Below are 18,363 nucleotides of genomic sequence, written 5' to 3' on the forward strand. Positions count from 1 at the left end.
CGCTTTCAGTTCCCAATTGGATGCTGGTTACGATAGAATACCGATGAAATCGTCCTGCAATGCCTGAAGAAAGCGAGTTCATGCCCAGCCATTCCTCACTCCAGCACGGCGGCGAATGCGGCGACATCCGCGAAATCCTCAATCGCATCGGCGACAAATGGAGCCTGCTCGTGATCGGCGCTCTGGCGGTAGGCCCGCGCCGGTTCGGCGACCTGCGCCGTAGCGTGGACGGTATCTCGCAACGCATGCTGACGCGCACGCTGCGCCTGCTCATGCGTGACGGGCTAGTCGGCAGGACGGTGTTCGACACCGTGCCGCCCACAGTCGAATATGACCTGACGCCCCTCGGCCGGACCCTGACCGGGCCGGTGCGCGCCCTTGCCGAATGGGCGATCCAGAACCGTGCGCAGATCAACGCCGCGCAGGCAGAGTTCGACGCGACGTTCCCGAAGGGCGGTGCCGGAACCAACCCGATCATAAAGCGAACTGCGCCGTAAAGGCGCGTTATCGCGGCCTTGCCTGTCGAGTGTGAGCTCGACCGCATGGTTACCGACTAAGCACCTGCATTGATGAAGTCGCGGCATATCAACGATGGCCGTCGCCGAGATGTTGATCCTAATCGGTGACTATCCCGAGCGCATCAAATCGAAAGCTGCCTTGATAAAAATGTGCGGCGTATACCCAATTCCGGTATCCAGTTGCAAGACCAACCGAATGCGGCTCAATCGAGGCGGTAATCGCGAGGCTAATGCCGCCATTTAACGTGTTGCGGTCGTTCGAATGCGTGATAACGACAGAACGAAAACATACGCGGCTCGCCGAACTGCCGAAGGCAGAACGAGGCTGGAAATCGTTCGATGCGTAAAACGATACATCATCAGGGACGATATATCGCTGTCTCTGGACGCCGTCCGGTTCCCGTTTTCTCGACCTTGACAGATGGTAGGAGCATCAATGCGGTGGCCGAGAGCTTCTTCAACCTTCTGAAGCGAGAGCGGATACGTCGCAAAGTCCACCGTTCCCGTGATGAAGCTCGCCGAGACGTGTTCGACTACATCGAAATGTTCGACAACCCGGCTATTAAAATCGGAAACCATTAAGGACGCAGACGCAGAGTCTTCAAGAGCGTTAATGTTTATACAACCCTCATTGGGCCGCCGGGAGATAGTGATTTTCCTCTTGCATCTCTAGCAGCTAGAGGTCGTAAATTTCCTCTTAGATAGATGAGGATTTGCTACGATGACTGAACCGATGCAGACCAGATTTCGTGTCGATGGAATGGATTGTGCCTCCTGCGCGAGCAAGATCGACACCGCCGTAAGGCGCATGCCGGGCGTGACGGACGTATCGGTATCGGTCACCGCTGGAACGATGAAGGTTACGCACGGTAGCGAGGCCGAACCCGATGCGATCGGGAGGAAACTGTCGGCCCTCGGCTATCCCGCAAAGGTGATTCCGGTGCGAGCCGTGAAAGCTGCAGAACCGGCACCTGTGCATGAGCATGGTCCAGACTGCACGCACGACCACGACCATCACGATCACGCCGGTAACGCTCATCAGCACGCCGACAGCCGACCTCATGAACATGGCGATCACGATCATCATCATGCCCATGATCACGAACCTGTAACCGAAGCGGTCGATGGTGACATCGCTGCCATATCGAGCCAATCGGGAGGCGTTCAGCAGGCTCGTTTCAGGGTCGGCGGGATGGATTGCGCCTCCTGCGCGAGCAAGATCGATACGGCCGTTCGTCGCGTTTCAGGCGTTGAAGACGTCAGCGTTTCGGTGACCTCGGGGACGATGACGGTCAAGCATGCGTCCGCCGATCTCGAAGCTATCGAAAAGCAGGTGGCCGGCCTCGGATACTCGGTTGCAGCGATCAAGCCCGTGGCAAAGCGTTCGCCCTCCACCCATTCGGAATCGCACGACCACGCCGGTCATGCGCACGGCCCAGCGCTGGCAGACAAGGAGATGGACAGCCTTCACGGTCACGATCATGGGCCGAGCGAAGGGCCATGGTGGCGCAGCCGCAAGGGCCGCCTGACGATATTCGCGGGCGGATCTCTGGTTGTCGCCTATGCTATTGGCAATCTTTTCCCGACCATCGAGACATATGCTTTCATGGTCGCCATGCTGGTGGGTCTGATGCCCATCGCCCGTCGCGCCCTTATGGCTGCGAAGGCAGGAACGCCGTTCTCGATCGAGATGCTGATGACGATCGCCGCGGTTGGCGCGCTGATCATCAACGCCACCGAAGAGGCTGCCGCCGTCGTTTTCCTGTTCCTCGTCGGCGAACTGCTCGAAGGCGTCGCGGCTGGCAAGGCGCGTGACAGTATCAAGTCACTGACCAACCTGGTGCCCAAGACGGCACTGCTGGAAGAAGGCGGCAAGACCCGCGAGGTTCCGGCCGAAACGCTGGCAGTCGGTTCGATCATCCTTGTTCGCCCCGGAGACCGGATTTCCGCCGACGGCGTGATCCTGTCGGGAGAAAGCTCTGTCGACGAGGCTCCGGTGACGGGTGAAAGCGTGCCGGTCCGCAAGGGGGTCGATGACAACGTGTTCGCGGGAACAGTGAACGGCGACGCCGCGCTCCGTGTCCGTGTTACCGCGGCTGCCGAGGACAACACCATCGCCCGCGTCGTGCGCCTCGTCGAGGAAGCCCAGGAATCGAAGGCTCCGACGGAGCGGTTCATTGACCGGTTCTCGCGGTACTACACGCCCGGGGTGGTCGTTGTCGCTGCATTGGTCGCCATCATCCCCCCGCTGTTCGCAGGCGGCGACTGGGGCGAGTGGGTCTACAAGGGGCTTGCGATCCTGCTGATCGGTTGCCCTTGCGCCCTCGTCATCTCGACGCCGGCCGCCATCGCCGCTTCATTGTCGGCGGGCGCAAGGCGTGGCCTTCTCATGAAGGGCGGGGCGGTTCTCGAAGGCGTCGGCAGGTTGACCGCCGTCGCGTTCGACAAGACCGGAACGCTGACCGAAGGCAAGCCCAAGGTGACCGACGTCGTCCCCTTCGGCCGCAGCGGTCCCGACGTACTTCGCTATGCCGCAGCACTCGAGACCGGATCCAGCCATCCGCTGGCGGTCGCGATCCTTGCCAAGGCACAGGAGGACGGGCTTGACGCTCCGGCTTCGACCGACGCCAAGGCGCTCGGCGGCAAAGGCGTTACCGCGGTCATCGACGGCGTGGAAGTATTCCTCGGCTCACCGAAGGCCGCCGCCGAGCGCGTGACGATCCCTTCGGCGCATTCGCGGCAGATCACCGCCCTCAACGACGAGGGCAAGACGGTCTCCGTTCTGGTGATCGGCGATGTCCTGGCAGGCGCCATCGCCATGCGCGACGAACCCCGGCCGGACGCGATCGAAGGCCTCAAGGCCCTGACCGATGCCGGGATCAAGACCGTCATGCTGACGGGCGACAACGCTCGCACGGCATCGGCCATCGGCGCTCAGCTCGGCATCGAGGTCCGTGCCGAACTGATGCCTGAGGACAAGCAGCGCATTGTCGGCGAACTCAAGCGGGAAGGCTATGTCGTCGGCAAGATCGGCGACGGCATCAACGATGCCCCGGCACTTGCCGCGGCAGACATCGGTGTCGCTATGGGGGGAGGCACGGATGTGGCGCTGGAAACCGCCGATTCCGCAATCCTTCATGGCAGGGTCGGGGATGTCGCCCTCATGGTCGATCTCTCGAAGCGCACGATGCGCAACATTTTCCAGAACATCACCATCGCGCTCGGCCTCAAGGCCGTATTTCTCGTCACCACCGTTATGGGGATCACCGGCCTCTGGCCCGCGATCCTGGCGGACACGGGCGCAACCGTGCTTGTCACGATCAATGCCTTGCGCCTTTTGCGCCCGGTAGGCTGAGAGTCAGAACATGATGAGAAAGGTTATCTTCGGAGGGATGCTGCTGATGGTCGCGACTTCGGTGGTATTCAGTCTAGTGGGAGTGCTGGCCGTCTGGAGTCCTATGGAGCTTTTCCAGTACGGTACCGAGCAGACGGCGTCGCCATGAAGGGAGACCACAATGAACAACAGGTTGCCTTCGGCACTCGGCGCGACCGCCATGTTTCTCGCTTATCTGATGGCAGGACCTGGTTTTGCGCATGACTTCAAAGCAGCAAGCCTCGAACTGAAACATCCATGGTCAGCGCTCGCGCCTGCGGTCGCCCCCGTGCTCGGTGGTTACGTGACGATCGTCAACACAGGACAGGAGGCTGACCGTCTTATTGGCGGCACGACCGACATTGCCGAGCGGCTCGAGATCCATGAGTCCTCCCTGGTGGATGGCATAGCAAGAATGCGGCCTGCGAAGCAGGGACTCGATATTGTTCCAGGAGGTACACTCAAGCTTCAACCCGGCGGTACGCATATCATGCTGATCAATCCCACAATGCGGCCTGCCGAAGGCGAGAAGTTCAAGGCGACGCTCCGGTTCGAGAGGGCAGGATCTGTCGAAGTCGAGTTCGTCGTCCAGAAGCCCCAGCAGGAATCGGAAGACGATCATTCCGGCCACCAGGACCTATGATAAGGCCGGACCACTTCATCCATGTGATAGCTCCCGTGAGCCAGGGTGTCGCCACACGTGTCCAAGTAGAGCTCATGCCAACCCATCGATATACCTATGCAGGGTTGGATTGCGCGCATTTCTCGGTGTTCTCGCTCTGTCTTGAGGGAGCGGTCAGGAGCGGTTTACATTGGTCCGTACAATCGTACGTCATGGAATTGACTACCTTAGCGTGCCATCGGTAAAGCGCCGGGACACACATTGGATGTGGACCAAGCAATACCTCGCTGCCGCTTCATCCAAGGCCCGGCAGATGCCTGCCATCCTACCTACGGCATCGGTTTCGACTCGACGCGGGTAGACATCGAATCGATAGTTGAACGGTTCGCAGAAATCAGGGAATGCCCAGCCGCATGTACTATCGGAGTTTGGTGACAGGGGCTGGGGATGGCTCACCTTCGGCATTGAGCAATTGCTCAATACGTTTCTTACCGCTCACGAACTGCGCGAAGGCATCTCCTGCAAGATTGCCAACCTGCGGAAGCTTCGTTCGCATCGAATCGACCCTGGTGCCGTTCACGGTCATTTCGTAATGCAGATGCGAGCCGGTAGAGCGTCCGGTGGATCCTACGAAGCCGATGATCTGCCCCTGCCTGATCTCTGTACCTGCCTCGATGCCCTTTGCGATCGCGCTCTGGTGAGAGTAGGAGGTGGCGTAGCCATTGCTGTGCCTGATCACGGTATGGTTACCGTAGGAAGAAGACCAGCCTGCACTCTCGATGACTCCGTCACCGGCGGCCATGATTGGTGTGCCCTGCGGTGCGGCGAGATCCGTGCCGCTATGTCTTCGCATGTATCCGAGTATCGGGTCCACACGGTTGCCGAAATTTGATGTGAGGCGAGCGTTTGGTACGGGCCTGCGTAGCAGGAGAGGTCTCACGCCCTTGCCTTCGCTGTCGTAATATTCGACCAGCCTTGTCGCCGGATCCTGGAAGCGATAGATCGACTTGGATACGTCACCGAACCGGGTGCGCAAGTAGAGCAATTCTGAAGCAGCGGTTGCTTTTCCTTCCTGATCGGCCGCGGAGAAGAACGCCTCAAGCCTGTCGGTCGGTTTCGCCTTTGCTTGCAGGTCGACATTGGCAGCCACGAGTCGCATCACCTGGGCAATCATCGTTTTCGTCATGCCGTATGAGAGCGCTGCACGATAGATCCCGTCATAGACGGTAGGCTGCTCCCCGGTCGGCAAAGTGGGCGGAGCCTGTTCATTCAGCGCCGCGAAAATGTCTTCGTTCATTGGTGGCTCTACGCCCGATACGAGACGCTGTCTGTCGTTCACAGCAAGGGTCAGAACATGTCGCGCATTCTGATAAAGGCTGAAGCGAACGATCCGTGCCGTGTCGCCGGACCGCAGAATTCCTATCCGAAGGGCCTGTCCCTCGTTCAGTTCGTCATCGCCCGTGTTGGCGCTTAAGGCTTTCTCGACATCTGCTGCGGCCGCCGTATCGTATCCCCTCGCCTCTATGGTCGATGATATCCGTTGTCTCCGATTTGACGTGATCACGTCGTCTTCGAATTCGGAGAAGGCGGATTTGTCGTTCTCGGCGATCGTGGTGGTGACGTTCTCTTCAAGCACCTTGGCGAACAGCCCCCCGGTGATGTCCGTACTGATCTCGGAAGCGTCGGCGAAGCGTAGCGGATCGACACGGTACCTGTTGTCGCGGTTGGAAGCCAATGACGAAAGCAGTGCCCCATTGGACCTGATTTCCTGCTCGATCTCTTCGACACTCATTTCGTCAACGACTGAGAACTCGGCATCGGTTTTGGGAAACGGAGTCGTCCGGAGACTGATCTCGGACACGAGGTCTGAGGAATAGATGGCGCTCATGCCGGTTTCGGGCAGCACATTCGCGCCTTCATTTGCGAAAATTTCAAGCGGATCAAAGGGCGGGTACGCCTCCTGAACCTTGAAATTGGATCCCAGGGGCATTCGAACCAGCGAAAAGGATTCAGGTCGAACGAGGTCGGTGTTTCCCTCCCGGACAACAATGGGAGCCCTGATGATCGTGCGATCGACGGGGCGCAAAGCGATCTTGCTTTGCACGATACGTTCGCCGCGTTCGGATATCTGGTGCGGGACCTTCCGGCCGGTCACAAGCGCTTCGGCAGGGATCCCTAGCTGTTGCCTGCCCTCGAATGCCGCGAGGAGCGCGTAGCCCATCAGCGCACAGGAGGTCAGCCCGACAAGGAATGTACCCGTGAGCCACCTGAGGGAAATCTCCCTGCGATCGAGTGCTCGCCTGCCATCAGCCGAGATCGGCTCGGCGGTCCCAAGCGATAGCTTTATCAATTTGGTGTGCTGCAATCCGGCATTCGCTCCATGTGCATGAATCAGCCGAGAGAGCGGCCACGGCTTGGAGCGTTTTCATAGGACCTCTAGCAACATGAGGGTCAACAAAGCTCCAGCACATCCGTGTTGAGATGCCCCAGGCCGATGTTCACGTTGTTGCGAGGCTGCCACGGACCGTCTTGGAAAACGTCGACTCACTTTTTCAGACCAGCCGCTATTTTGCTAAGGTGTGTCTAAGATTATGAGGAGGGCCGTCGCTATCACGCAGACCGACACGGCCCGGACCATTACCGACTCCTCCGCGAAGAATCGCACAACGGTACAGGTTTGACCCTGACGATCGCCTATGGTGGTGACATCAGGGTTCCGACTGCCGTCATAGTATCCTGAAAAGCGGAGCGATGATCTCGTTGGACCGCAAGTATTCGATGGCTTCCATCAGCGGGATGAATGAGAAGAGGAAAATAGCATCCCGCGCCGTCGACATCACCAAGCGTGGCTTAAACGACATTGTCTCCAAACCCGGTTCGAACAGAGAGAGGTTCGGCAGCATCAGAGGCGTCCTGGACGCGTAGGTATCGTAGGCGGCCCCGAACGCGCTTCGGAGATACCGCGCTTCGCGCTCTGCGGTGCAACGAAAGACGATGTAGGCCAATGCCGGGAAAATGACGGTCACGATCAGGGAGCCAGTGATGAGACTGCCTCCGGTGATTGCCAACATCGAGGAGAAGTAGAGCGGGTTTCTCGATATCGAATAGGGACCGGCAGTCACCAACTCTGAATTCTTTCGTCCGCCAACGTAGAGGATACTCCAGAGGCGTCCGAGAATGCCGGCAAACACGAGCGCGATGCCGACCTGTTCGCAGGACTCGCGCCAAAGGGTTTTTTCACGGATGATTGTATCGCCTGCCGCAATGTAAGTTAGGAACAGGATGGCGAGGACCCAGAGCGCGACAATTCGCTTTCGCTGCTTGAACGGCTGCACGGGATCGGAAGGGCTGATGAACATTTCATTACCTGCTATTGAAATTCGTGTGTGCGGCCGGACGAGGGCTGCCTAAGTTCAGATTAACTTACGGTCTCTGACGAGCACCTGATGGAAACCGAGGGACAGGAAGCAGCGAAATCCAGCCGCGCAATGAAGAGTAGCCAAGCGACCTCAGCGGCCAGGTTTCGGTTAGCGCGAGCCGCTTGGTCTGGCTCCAGAAGATTAAAACGGGGCAGGCTGGGAAGCGTTCATTCAGATCATCACCGACTTCGTTTCCTAAATCATCGGGAAGCGTTCCGGGCGCAAGAGCCTATGCAGCGCGTGGCCCAAGCGGCATCGGACACGAACTGCCAAAGCGAGGGCGCTCTTCACCGCCTCCGTCTTCATCGGCCGTTTCCTTTGCATTCAGATGCACGATTCCAATTCGTCTCTGGCATGATGGGCATGGGTGCGGTTCAGGTCGCCAACGTTATGTCGGCAGTTTTTTGGGCCGATGATGTTTCTTCCGAGTTGGCTTGCCATGAGAGGCATCGAGCTGTTCTGATGCCCGACGAGTGGGAAGGTACACAGATCGACCAATCCGCTCCTATCGTACAGATTTCGGGGGAAGGGCGACTCCGTCGGGTGGCAAGCACATCCGAATGGTAAAACTCGGGGTGTCCAGAATGGCGACGCTTCCTCCCATGTTTCTTGCGATCTGGGCGACGATGGATAGGCCAAGACCTGCGCCGGGGCCGCCCTGACGGCCTTTTCGAAACCGCTTGAACCAATCCTGCGCCTCCTGCCGTTCAGGACTTTTTCCTTCATCCATGATATCGACCGTCATAATTTCGGGGGAAGGTGCGCGCAATCTCACGCTGACGGTTCCAGCGCCGTGGATCAAGGCGTTTTCAAGGAGGCTATGCACCGCCTGCCGCAACTGGGCTTCGTCGCCCTGCGTGTATCGTTCGGCGTCGGTGTCGACTTCAAGTTTGCGTCCGGCGGCTTCAAACAGGAGCATCATGTCGGCGGCAGCCAGCCGTACGACACGTGACACCGATACGGGGTGTCTGGCATTAGTGTAACCCTGCGGAGCCTCCGCCCGTGTGAGCGTCATCAACTGGTCGATAAGCCGCTTCATCTGGCGCATCTCCCGCTCGATGGATTCCCAATTGACCTTTTCACTCATCTTGGCCTGCTGCAGACGCAGGGTCAGGATTGCCAGCGGTGTGCGGAGCTCGTGCGCGGCATCTGCGGTGACGCGGCGCTCTATAGAGTATGCAGTGGCGAGTCTATCAAGGGCAGTGTTGGCGGCAAGGGCAAGCGGGGTAACTTCGAGCGGCAGCCCTTCGAGGGGGATGCGCCGTTCCGTATTTTCGACGCCGATCGTCTCGGCGAGTGCGGCAGCATGACCTACTGATCGCAAAGTCCATCTCGCTAGCATGTACATAGCAGTCAGCGAAACTGCGCCAAGGATCAGCATGAGCAGGAAACTGCCTGCAAGGTTTCGGCTCACGAGCTCTCCAACTTCCCCCCGCTCCAAGATGTCATCCTTGGCGATCACCAGGATGTTGCCGGGACTGATTTCACGGGCGAGTTCGGCAGATCTACTATCAATGCGTTCATCACCTGCACGCAGGAACCGGACCGGAGAACCATCAACAGGCATTGAGCCAAGGAGCCGACCATCTTCGGCATATAGGGCGTATCGCCAGTCGGCCTCGGAGAACCTTGTCGGCAGCAGACGCAGATCCTGCGCTTTGGCGACCGGCTGCCCGGCAAGGATGGTGTCAACCTGCTTGTCAAGGATGTGAGCTCGGAAGTCGTCGTCCAGATCGAACAGATAGATGCCGACGTCGGCAGCGCCGAGCAGAAACACCAAGAGCATTGCCGCCGTCAGGCGACCCTGCAGGCTCCTAGTCCATTTCACGTTCGGCACCTTTCATAAGTCGATAGCCGATTCCCCTGACGGTCGCGATGCGTATATCCGCATTGCTCGATACCAGTTTCTTCCTCAGCCGCGAGACAACCGCCTCCGCAGCATTCGCGGTGACGTACTCGTCGAAGGAGTAAAGTTTGTCTTCAAGGCTATCCTTGGCTACTACACCGGGATAGATACGGGCAAGCTCCTGAATGAGCGTCAGCTCTCGCCGCGACAGGTCGATGATCTCGCCGGCGATGATCACATCGTTCCGGGCTACGTCGATCACGACATTGCCGATCTCAAACACTTCCATCGGCCGGGAGCCAGGTCGGCGCAGGACGGCCCGCAGGCGCGCTTCCAATTCGAGCATGTCGAACGGCTTCACGACGTAGTCGTCAGCTCCGCTGTTCAAGCCGGCTAGGCGGTCGCTGAGTTCGTCGCGCGCGGTCATGATCACCACGGGGAGGGCACGATCCCGGTCCAGTCTCACCCGCTGGAGAACCTTCATGCCATCAACGGACGGCAGCCCAAGATCGAGGATCATCCCGTCGTAGTCCGACCTTCGGACTGCATCAAGCGCATCCTCCCCGCTGGACACTGTATCGACGACGAAGCCGTTGCGGCTCAAATGCTCTTCAACGAGCTCCCGGAGGGAGCCATTGTCTTCCACAAGTAATATCTTCATCTGCCCCACCGACCATGTTCCTCGACCATTTCCCTCAGAGCCGCTGACCAAAACCTGACGAGGCCTTGCTCCTTGACCGATCGTGGCCAAGTTCATGCTCGATCTCAAGGAGGCCGCATCACGAGGAGGCCGCATCACGAGGAGCGCCACCAGAGCGATGGCTGAGGCGATCTTCAGGAGAAGCCGTTTTACAAACATACACTGCTCATTGGGCGCAGATAACGACAGGCATGCAGCACTACCCCGTCTGCGCTAACGCTGAGCTGACCAATCCGTATCCGGTCGATCTACTGGTCAGAACCCCGTCAGGTGCCATGGTTATGATCGATCAGTAGATTCATAGAGAACGGACATGTCGAACTTCATAGCTTATCTCTTCACTTTGCTTGTCATCTCCCCACTGCAGGCTGAACTGTCCGATCGTATCGATCCGGCCAAATCGACGGAGTTGGGTGCTTCAATATCAGAATGCGTTTCGACTGCGGTGCCATCAATCATAAGCCAGGCGAAGAACGATTGGTCGTGGGCGATGTGGACCGTGATCAACGTGTCGATCGGTGCAACCGCACCGGAAAGTCTACTCTCAGGCCGAGGGGCGGCCTGCGACAAGATCACGACTATTCTTAATTCGCACGCTTCGAGCGAAGCAAAGGATGTCTGACCATGGGTAGCGGATGGGCTGCTGATTCAGGCAGCCCCGGTCGCGGGTTACTTCAAAGTGTTTCGGATCGCTGTCTTGACAGACTGCCTGATTGATAGGACAGGCGTTGGCTATCACTTACCTCCACGAGGTTTCGTCAATATCTGAACAGAAGAGATTGGCAGAGGCCAGCGGTTTCGGCGGTGTCATTACGGATACTGAGGTAAGTGTTGACGCACTTTCATTACTCAATGTGACGCCAGCGGAGAAGTCAGCTATCGACCAATTCAACTGTGAATAGGCCAGAGTCGGTTTGCCTGGGTTGTGAAACTTGGGGGACGGGATGTTTGGCTGAACATCGACGCTGTTTTGCCGGCTACCATAACGTCTTTCCGAAAGGACTTGTTCTACGGTGTCGCTCAAGGACGGTAGATCAGCGTTGTGGAAACGTCAGTCATGCTCCGTCGAGCAGAGGTCATGGTTGGCAAGAGCCCGGATGACATAGCAATCGCGCACCTGGTTCGAATGGCAGTGCGTTGATATTCGCTCCAGTTCCGCTTCCAGCTTCTTGAGCCGCTGGATCTTTTCACGGACGGTGGCGAGCTGCTCGGCGGCGATGCGGTCAGCTTCCTCGCACGGCTTCTCCGGGTGCTGGCTGAGGTCGATGAGTTCACGTATGGCTTCGATCGTCAGACCGAGCTCGCGCGCATGCTTGATGAAGGACAGTCGCTCGCGTTCCGTCTTCGAATAACGACGCTGATTCCCTTCAGAGCGTTCAGGGTGGGAAAGAAGCCCCATCTGCTCGTAATACCGGATTGTCGGAACCTTCACGCCTGTCGTCTTCGATAGATCCCCGATCGTCAGCATGCTAATCCTCCAGTCATGAGATGCAGCGCCAATCCGCTGCGGTTTGTTTGTGTTTCAGTCAGAACTGCTTCATCGAAAGGCAACGTGGCCTCCGCCGGAGGGCTTAGATGTGAGGATTCCGCAGGGCAAATCAAGTTCGGTGATGAGGGTATTGTCAACCCGGACGATCATGCCTTCACCTTTGAGTTCGTGCCTTTGTCCTGGCTAAACGAGATAGCGACGATAGCGGCGGCACCGCAGACGATGAACACGTCCGCCAGGTTGAAGGCCGGCCATGACCAGCCGAAGGCGTGGAAATCCAGATAGTCGGTGACGGCAAGGTTCCAGAAGCGGTCAGCGACATTGCCGCTCGCGCCGCCTGCGACCGCCGTGATTGAAACACGCTCGGCGACATTCCTTGTCATCACAGCCCAGATTACCAGCGCGATGACGATGATGCCCTGAAGAAGCGCGAACAGCTGCGGAGCCGAACCCATCGTGTCCGAGAAGAGACCGAAGCTGACACCCGGGTTGTAGGCAAGTATCAGGTTGAAGAACGGAGTGATCGGTATTACTCGCGGCGGATCCATCAGCTCGGTCACCACGAGATGCTTCACGGTCAGGTCAATGATGCACAGTGCGGAGACCCAGAGAAGGACAAGGGCAAGTTTCGCCGCGAGCTTGTTGACTGAGGTCGTCATTCGCCACCTTGCTGCCAGACGACAATCCGGGCCTTTGCCGGCACCCGCTCGTAGAGATCGATCACATCCTGATTGATGAGGCGGACGCAGCCTGACGAAACGGCGTTTCCGATCGACCGCCAGTCCCTGGTCCCATGAAGGCGATAGAGGGTATCCTTGCCGTTCTGGAAGATGTAGAGCGCCCGGGCGCCAAGCGGATTGTTGGGACCGGGCGCCTGTCCGCCGTTCGCATAGGAGTACTTCCGCAATTCCGGTTGTCTGGCGATCATCTCCGGAGGCGGTGTCCAACGCGGCCATTTCTGCCGCCACTGGATGACGCCTTCGCCGGACCAGGTGAAGCCGGCGCGACCGATGCCGATTCCATACCTCATCGCGGTGCCGTCATCCTCGGTAAGATAGAGAAACCTGTTGGCGACATCTACGACGACAACTCCCCCAGGCTCGCCGGTTAGGTTTTCAACACGCTGCCGATAGTATTTCGGGTCGATCTTCTGGAAAGGTACGCCGGGAAGGCGGTGGCCGCCATCGGTTCTCGCTGCGTAACGAGACGCAAGGTCACGTTCGCTTGGCCCCATGGGGACCGCGAACCTGCCAGCGGACGAGGCTGCGGGACTTCCGAACGCGGCTGCGGCCAGAGCAGCACCAGATAGCGCGACGAGCGATCGACGTTTCATTAGACCCGGCTTGGGCATGCGTGTCCTCATTCGGAGGACGTAAATGCGCCATCCGCTTTGTTTATTCCGTCCGGGTTTACGATCTCTAGTAGCTTGAGGTTCAAGCGTTCGTTGGCTGCCAAGGCCGGTACTCAAGGAATTGTGTAAGGTTCGTGATGATGCGTGTTTTGCCTCAGAGACAAATTGGCGCAGTCGCAGATTTGCAGCTTTTGTGTCAAGCGAACCTTTGCTAGTCGTCGGTTGATTTATGTCATTTTGCTATCAGGAACGAATGACCCATAGCGCTTCAACCAGTTGGAAGGCCCTAGCTGTTCTGGCAATGATCTTCATTCAGATCATTTCTGGAAGCCTGTGCTCAACACCGGTAACAGATCGCACTTTCGTTCCATCCAGTGTCGCCGCGGCCATGCAGGAACGCGGTTCGCCGGCGGAAAACAGGGCGCTGCTTGTGTCCGATGCTGATCATCACGTCCGATACGAGCAGCGGTGTCCACAATCCGAAATCGACGATCTCAGATTCTCGGAGGGACTGCGGTATTCCATGTCCGCAGACGTCCTGCGGGGAAATCAGATCTACCCGATCGCCCGCCCTCCGAAAATCTTGAGCTAAGGCAATCCGTCCGGCATTGCCCAGGCATCTGGTCCTGAAAAAGCTCGACCACGGATCCATACATGAAGCCACTCCTCGACCAGATTTCTGGCGGAGCGTGTGCGCGATCTATCGGGATCCCATCGGGCAGCCGGATTTCATCCTGCAATCATAATCCCTTGTCCGGGAGTCGAAGATGCCTCTTTCAAAGACGCTCTTTCGCCTCGCTGCCGGTACCTCATTGCTCCTTCTCGGCGGATGCAAGATGGTCGTGATGTCGCCCTCCGGCGATATCGCACGTCAGCAGGCGGATCTCATCATCGTTGCAACCGTGCTGATGCTGCTCATCATCGTGCCGGTCCTCTTCCTCACGCTGTATTTCGCCTGGCATTACCGCCACACCAACAAAAAGGCGAAATATGATCCGGAGTGGCATCACTCCACCAGGCTCGAACTCGTCATCTGGTCGGCTCCCCTGGCGATCATCATTGCCCTCGGCGCCATCACCTGGATCAGCACCCACAAGCTCGATCCATATCGTCCGCTCGACCGGATCGATGCAAACCGACCTGTCACGCCGGATACCAAACCGATCACGGTCGAGGTCGTCGCTCTCGATTGGAAGTGGCTTTTCTTCTATCCCGAATACGGCATCGCCACCGTCAACGAGCTGGCAGCGCCCGTGGACGTGCCGATCAATTTCAAGCTTACCGGCTCATCGGTGATGAACGCGTTCTATGTGCCCGCGCTTGCCGGCATGATTTACGCGATGCCGGGGATGCAGACGAAACTCCACGCCGTCATCAACGAGCCTGGCACGTACGAAGGTCTTTCCGCGAACTACAGCGGGGAGGGTTTTTCCGACATGCGGTTCAAGTTTCTCGGACTGGCGCAAGCGGATTTCGATCAGTGGGTCGCACGAGTCAAGCAGAACGGCATTGCCCTCAACCGGGACACCTACCTGAAGCTCGAGAAGCCGAGCATCAAGGAACCGGTGCGGTATTATTCGTCGGTTCAGGAAGGCCTCTACCGCTCGGTCCTCAACATGTGCGCCCGCGAAGGCCAGATGTGTATGGATGAGATGATGCACATCGACAAGATGGGCGGGGCAGGGGTGGACAGCCAGGAGAACCGGGCGCGCCTGCAATACGATAATCGCAGATCGACCGATCCGGGCGAAGAGGCGGAGGTCACCTCCAATGCGGCCGCTCCGGTCACATCCGCTCCAGCCCATGGCGAGGACGCAGCGGACGTCATCGATATCAATGCGACCCAGTCGCCGAATTCGATGAACCACGGCATGCAGGGCATGCAGCACCCCACGACACCCGGAAGCGTTGAGAGCCTGCAGGCACCCGGCCCGCTCGCAGACGACGCCTCCACGAACCCCTGAAAGAATCGGAAGATACGATGTTCGAGAATCTATCACTCGCCCAGCTTGTCTTCGGACGGCTGAACTGGGACGCGATCCCATACGATCCAATCATTCGCAGCACCTTCGTCGCCGTTGTCATCGGAGGCCTGGCCATGGTGGGACTGATCACGAGGTACAAGCTGTGGGGCTATCTCTGGAAGGAATGGTTCACATCTGTCGATCACAAGAAGATCGGCATCATGTACATCATCCTGGCGTTGGTCATGCTCCTGCGCGGCTTCGCGGATGCGATCATGATGCGCATCCAGCAGGCCATCGCCTTCAACGGTAACGAGGGCTATCTGAACGCCGACCACTACGACCAGATCTTCACCGCCCACGGCGTGATCATGATCTTCTTCGTGGCGATGCCGTTCATCACCGGCTTCATGAACTACATCGTGCCACTACAGATCGGCGCGCGTGACGTTTCCTTCCCGTTCCTGAACAACTTCTCGTTCTGGATGACGGCTGCGGGCGCGATCATCATCATGATCTCGCTCTTCGTGGGAGAGTTCGCAAAGACTGGCTGGCTGGCCTATCCGCCATTATCGGGTGCTGATTACAGTCCGGGTGTCGGTGTCGACTATTACATCTGGGGCCTGCAGGTCGCCGGCGTTGGAACGACGCTGTCAGGCATCAACCTCGTCGCCACCATCGTCAAGATGCGCGCTCCCGGCATGTCCTTCATGAAGATGCCCGTCTTCACCTGGACCTCGCTTTGTACCAACATCCTGATCGTCGCCACCTTCCCGATCCTGACCGCGACGCTGACGCTGCTCGCCGCTGACCGCTACCTGAACACCAACTTCTTCACGAATGACCTCGGCGGCAATCCGATGATGTACGTGAACCTGATCTGGATGTGGGGGCACCCGGAAGTCTACATCCTGATTCTCCCGGCCTTCGGCATCTTCTCGGAAGTCGCGTCGACATTTTCTGGCAAGCGCCTGTTCGGCTACGTGTCGATGGTCTACGCGACCTGCGCCATCATGATCCTCTCCTACATCGTGTGGCTGCATCACTTCTTCACGATGGGGGCAGGGGCATCGGTGAACGCCTTCTTCGGCATCGCCACGATGATCATCTCGATCCCGACCGGGGCGAAGATGTTCAACTGGCTGTTCACGATGTATCGCGGTCGCATCCGGTACGAGCCACCGATGTACTGGCTCATCGGCTTCATGTTCACCTTCGTCATCGGCGGCATGACAGGGGTGATGCTCGCAATTCCGCCGGCCGACTTCGTGCTCCATAACTCGCTCTTCCTGGTAGCCCACTTCCACAACGTCATCATCGGTGGCGTGCTGTTCGGCCTGATGGCAGGGGTAGCCTACTGGTGGCCCAAGGCGTTCGGGTTCAAGCTCGATCCTTTCTGGGGAAAGATGACCTTCTGGTTCTGGCAGATCGGCTTCTTCTTCGCCTTCATGCCGCTCTACGTGCTCGGCCTGATGGGCGTGACGCGCCGCGTGTCCCAATTCGAAGACCCGTCATTGCAGATCTGGTTCATCATCGCCGCATTCGGGGCGGGCCTCATCGCACTCGGCATCGCCTCCTTCATCATCCAGATGGTCGTAAGCGTCATGAAACGTGATCAGCTCCGTTGCACGACGGGTGACCCGTGGGGTGGTCGAACCCTGGAATGGGCGACGTCCTCTCCGCCGCCGGACTACAACTTCGCCTTCACCCCGGTGGTGCACGAGATGGACGCCTGGAACGACATGAAGGACAGCGCCTACGAGCGCCCGATGACCGGATACAAGGCGATCCATATGCCCAGGAATACCGGCACCGGCGTCATCCTGTCGGGCATCTGCATTGCGCTGGCCTTCGCGCTCATCTGGTACATCTGGTGGCTCGCCATCGTGTCATTTGCAGCCATCCTGATTGTCTCGATCGCTCACACCTTCAACTACAACCGCGACTTCTACATCCCGGCGGAAACGGTTGCCGAGGTTGAAGACGCACGTACGAAGCTGCTCGCTCAGAGGACCTGACATGGCAAATCCTACCCAGGGCCTGCGGGCCAAGAAACAGTTTCATCTCGAGGAAGAGCATCATCCTGAAGGGAGCACGAACCTCGGGTTCTGGCTCTACCTGATGAGTGACTGCCTTATCTTTGCAGCTCTCTTTGCAACATACGCCGTTCTTGGCCGGAACTATGCGGCCGGACCAGCGCCTGCGGACCTGTTCGATCTGAAACTGATCGCCGTTGCGACGACAATCCTGCTCGTCTCGTCCATCACCTATGGTGTTGCGATGATTCGCGCCGAGAACAACTCGAAAGGCGGGACCTTGTTCTGGCTCGGGATCACGGGACTGCTCGGTCTCGCGTTCCTCGGCCTCGAAGCCTACGAGTTCTATCATCTGATCGCCGAAGGTGCCGGTCCCCAACGTTCCGCTTTCCTGTCGTCGTTCTTCGCGCTCGTTGGCACGCACGGCCTGCACGTCACGTTCGGCGTCGTCTGGCTTGTCGTCCTCATGATCCAGGTTTCGAAATTCGGCCTCACTCCGGAAAACCATCGGCGGCTGATGTGCCTCTCGATGTTCTGGCACTTCCTGGATCTCATCTGGATCGGGGTCTTCTCGGTGGTCTATCTTATGGGAGTTGTCGCATGACGTCGAATTCGTCGCATCTCGAAGCGCACGGAAAGCATTCCGGCCACCGGTCGGGTCACAGCTCTCTCAAAAGCTACATGACGGGCTTCGTCCTGTCGCTCATTCTAACGGCCATCCCGTTCTGGCTTGTGATGGGGGATGTCATCGAGAGCAAGACGGTGACGATCGCGGCGATCATGATCCTCGGGGGCATCCAGATGGTTGTCCATATGATCTATTTCCTGCACATGAACAGCCGATCCGAGGGAGGCTGGACCATGATGGCTCTGATCTTCACGATCGTGATCCTGGTCATCGTGCTCGTCGGCTCCCTGTGGGTCATGTACCACCTCAACACCAACATGATGCCGATGTCGCCGGAGATGATGAAAAACATGCCGTAATGCAGTCACCTTCGTCCAGTCCATACGGCGATGGCTTATCCTTGTGCGCGGCCATCCC

The 18,363-nt window shown here is 58.3% G+C and carries 16 protein-coding genes and 1 pseudogene; 10 read left to right on the plus strand and 7 right to left on the minus strand.

All coding sequences use genetic code 11. From position 1 onward, the window contains the following. Positions 1 to 59: 59 nt before the first annotated feature. From FG152_RS17730 to FG152_RS17750, 5 genes and pseudogenes are all read left to right on the plus strand, one after another. The gene (locus tag FG152_RS17730) at positions 60 to 497 is read left to right on the plus strand and encodes a winged helix-turn-helix transcriptional regulator (RefSeq protein ID WP_498987575.1); all 438 of its coding nucleotides are present in this window, start codon (positions 60 to 62) and stop codon (positions 495 to 497) included. A gap of 94 nt (positions 498 to 591) precedes the next feature. Further along, positions 592 to 762: a transposase gene (locus FG152_RS17735; RefSeq protein WP_498987578.1), complete on the plus strand. Its 171-nt coding sequence runs from the start codon at positions 592 to 594 to the stop codon at positions 760 to 762. Between the two features lie 191 nt (positions 763 to 953). Then, positions 954 to 1,100 (plus strand): annotated as a pseudogene (locus FG152_RS17740) (IS3 family transposase); the annotation flags it as partial. A gap of 139 nt (positions 1,101 to 1,239) precedes the next feature. Beyond that, the gene (locus FG152_RS17745) at positions 1,240 to 3,873 is read left to right on the plus strand and encodes a heavy metal translocating P-type ATPase (RefSeq protein WP_498987581.1); all 2,634 of its coding nucleotides are present in this window, start codon (positions 1,240 to 1,242) and stop codon (positions 3,871 to 3,873) included. Positions 3,874 to 4,033: 160 nt separating this feature from the next. Continuing rightward, positions 4,034 to 4,534: a copper chaperone PCu(A)C gene (locus FG152_RS17750; RefSeq protein WP_498987584.1), complete on the plus strand. Its 501-nt coding sequence runs from the start codon at positions 4,034 to 4,036 to the stop codon at positions 4,532 to 4,534. 397 nt (positions 4,535 to 4,931) lie between these two features. Here the strand turns inward: FG152_RS17750 and FG152_RS17755 are convergent, their stop codons facing one another. The 4 genes from FG152_RS17755 to FG152_RS17770 form a co-directional block, all read right to left on the minus strand. Continuing rightward, on the minus strand, positions 4,932 to 6,878 hold the full coding sequence (locus tag FG152_RS17755) for a M23 family metallopeptidase (RefSeq protein ID WP_498987586.1): 1,947 nt from the start codon (positions 6,876 to 6,878) through the stop codon (positions 4,932 to 4,934). A 361-nt stretch (positions 6,879 to 7,239) separates the two neighbouring features. Further along, positions 7,240 to 7,872, minus strand: a complete 633-nt coding sequence (locus FG152_RS17760; protein ID WP_498987589.1) for a methyltransferase family protein — start codon at positions 7,870 to 7,872, stop codon at positions 7,240 to 7,242. Positions 7,873 to 8,437: 565 nt separating this feature from the next. Next, on the minus strand, positions 8,438 to 9,760 hold the full coding sequence (locus FG152_RS17765; RefSeq protein ID WP_498987592.1) for a sensor histidine kinase: 1,323 nt from the start codon (positions 9,758 to 9,760) through the stop codon (positions 8,438 to 8,440). Beyond that, a complete protein-coding gene (locus tag FG152_RS17770) occupies positions 9,747 to 10,637 on the minus strand; it encodes a response regulator transcription factor (protein ID WP_498987595.1) in 891 nt (296 codons plus the stop codon). The genes FG152_RS17765 and FG152_RS17770 overlap by 14 nt, the downstream gene beginning before the upstream one ends. A 154-nt stretch (positions 10,638 to 10,791) precedes the next feature. Here FG152_RS17770 and FG152_RS17775 point away from each other — a divergent pair, with 154 nt between their 5' ends. Further along, positions 10,792 to 11,100, plus strand: a complete 309-nt coding sequence (locus FG152_RS17775; protein ID WP_498987598.1) for a hypothetical protein — start codon at positions 10,792 to 10,794, stop codon at positions 11,098 to 11,100. A 429-nt stretch (positions 11,101 to 11,529) separates the two neighbouring features. Here FG152_RS17775 and FG152_RS17780 read toward each other — a convergent pair whose 3' ends face one another. The 3 genes from FG152_RS17780 to FG152_RS17790 form a co-directional block, all read right to left on the minus strand. Further along, on the minus strand, positions 11,530 to 11,946 hold the full coding sequence (locus tag FG152_RS17780) for a MerR family transcriptional regulator (protein ID WP_498987601.1): 417 nt from the start codon (positions 11,944 to 11,946) through the stop codon (positions 11,530 to 11,532). Between the two features lie 167 nt (positions 11,947 to 12,113). Continuing rightward, on the minus strand, positions 12,114 to 12,626 hold the full coding sequence (lspA, locus tag FG152_RS17785) for a signal peptidase II (RefSeq protein WP_498987604.1): 513 nt from the start codon (positions 12,624 to 12,626) through the stop codon (positions 12,114 to 12,116). Beyond that, entirely contained in the window at positions 12,623 to 13,300 is a 678-nt protein-coding gene (locus FG152_RS17790) for a L,D-transpeptidase (protein ID WP_498987607.1), read from the minus strand. The genes lspA and FG152_RS17790 overlap by 4 nt, the downstream gene beginning before the upstream one ends. 785 nt (positions 13,301 to 14,085) lie before the next feature. On the opposite strand from FG152_RS17790, the gene cyoA reads away from it, so the two are divergent. Genes cyoA through cyoD form a run of 4 tightly spaced genes read left to right on the plus strand, consistent with a single transcriptional unit; the run spans position 14,086 to position 18,305 of the window. Beyond that, entirely contained in the window at positions 14,086 to 15,282 is a 1,197-nt protein-coding gene (gene cyoA, locus FG152_RS17795) for a ubiquinol oxidase subunit II (RefSeq protein ID WP_498987610.1), read from the plus strand. A gap of 17 nt (positions 15,283 to 15,299) precedes the next feature. Then, a complete protein-coding gene (gene cyoB / locus FG152_RS17800; protein WP_498987613.1) occupies positions 15,300 to 17,300 on the plus strand; it encodes a cytochrome o ubiquinol oxidase subunit I in 2,001 nt (666 codons plus the stop codon). Position 17,301: 1 nt separating this feature from the next. Then, complete coding sequence (cyoC, locus tag FG152_RS17805; protein ID WP_498987615.1) at positions 17,302 to 17,922, plus strand: cytochrome o ubiquinol oxidase subunit III; 621 nt, start codon at positions 17,302 to 17,304, stop codon at positions 17,920 to 17,922. Continuing rightward, on the plus strand, positions 17,919 to 18,305 hold the full coding sequence (cyoD, locus tag FG152_RS17810; protein WP_498987617.1) for a cytochrome o ubiquinol oxidase subunit IV: 387 nt from the start codon (positions 17,919 to 17,921) through the stop codon (positions 18,303 to 18,305). The genes cyoC and cyoD overlap by 4 nt, the downstream gene beginning before the upstream one ends. The last annotated feature ends 58 nt before the right edge of the window (positions 18,306 to 18,363 follow it).

The organism is Ochrobactrum sp. XJ1 (genome assembly GCF_024701725.1).
GTDB lineage: Bacteria > Pseudomonadota > Alphaproteobacteria > Rhizobiales > Rhizobiaceae > Brucella > Brucella anthropi.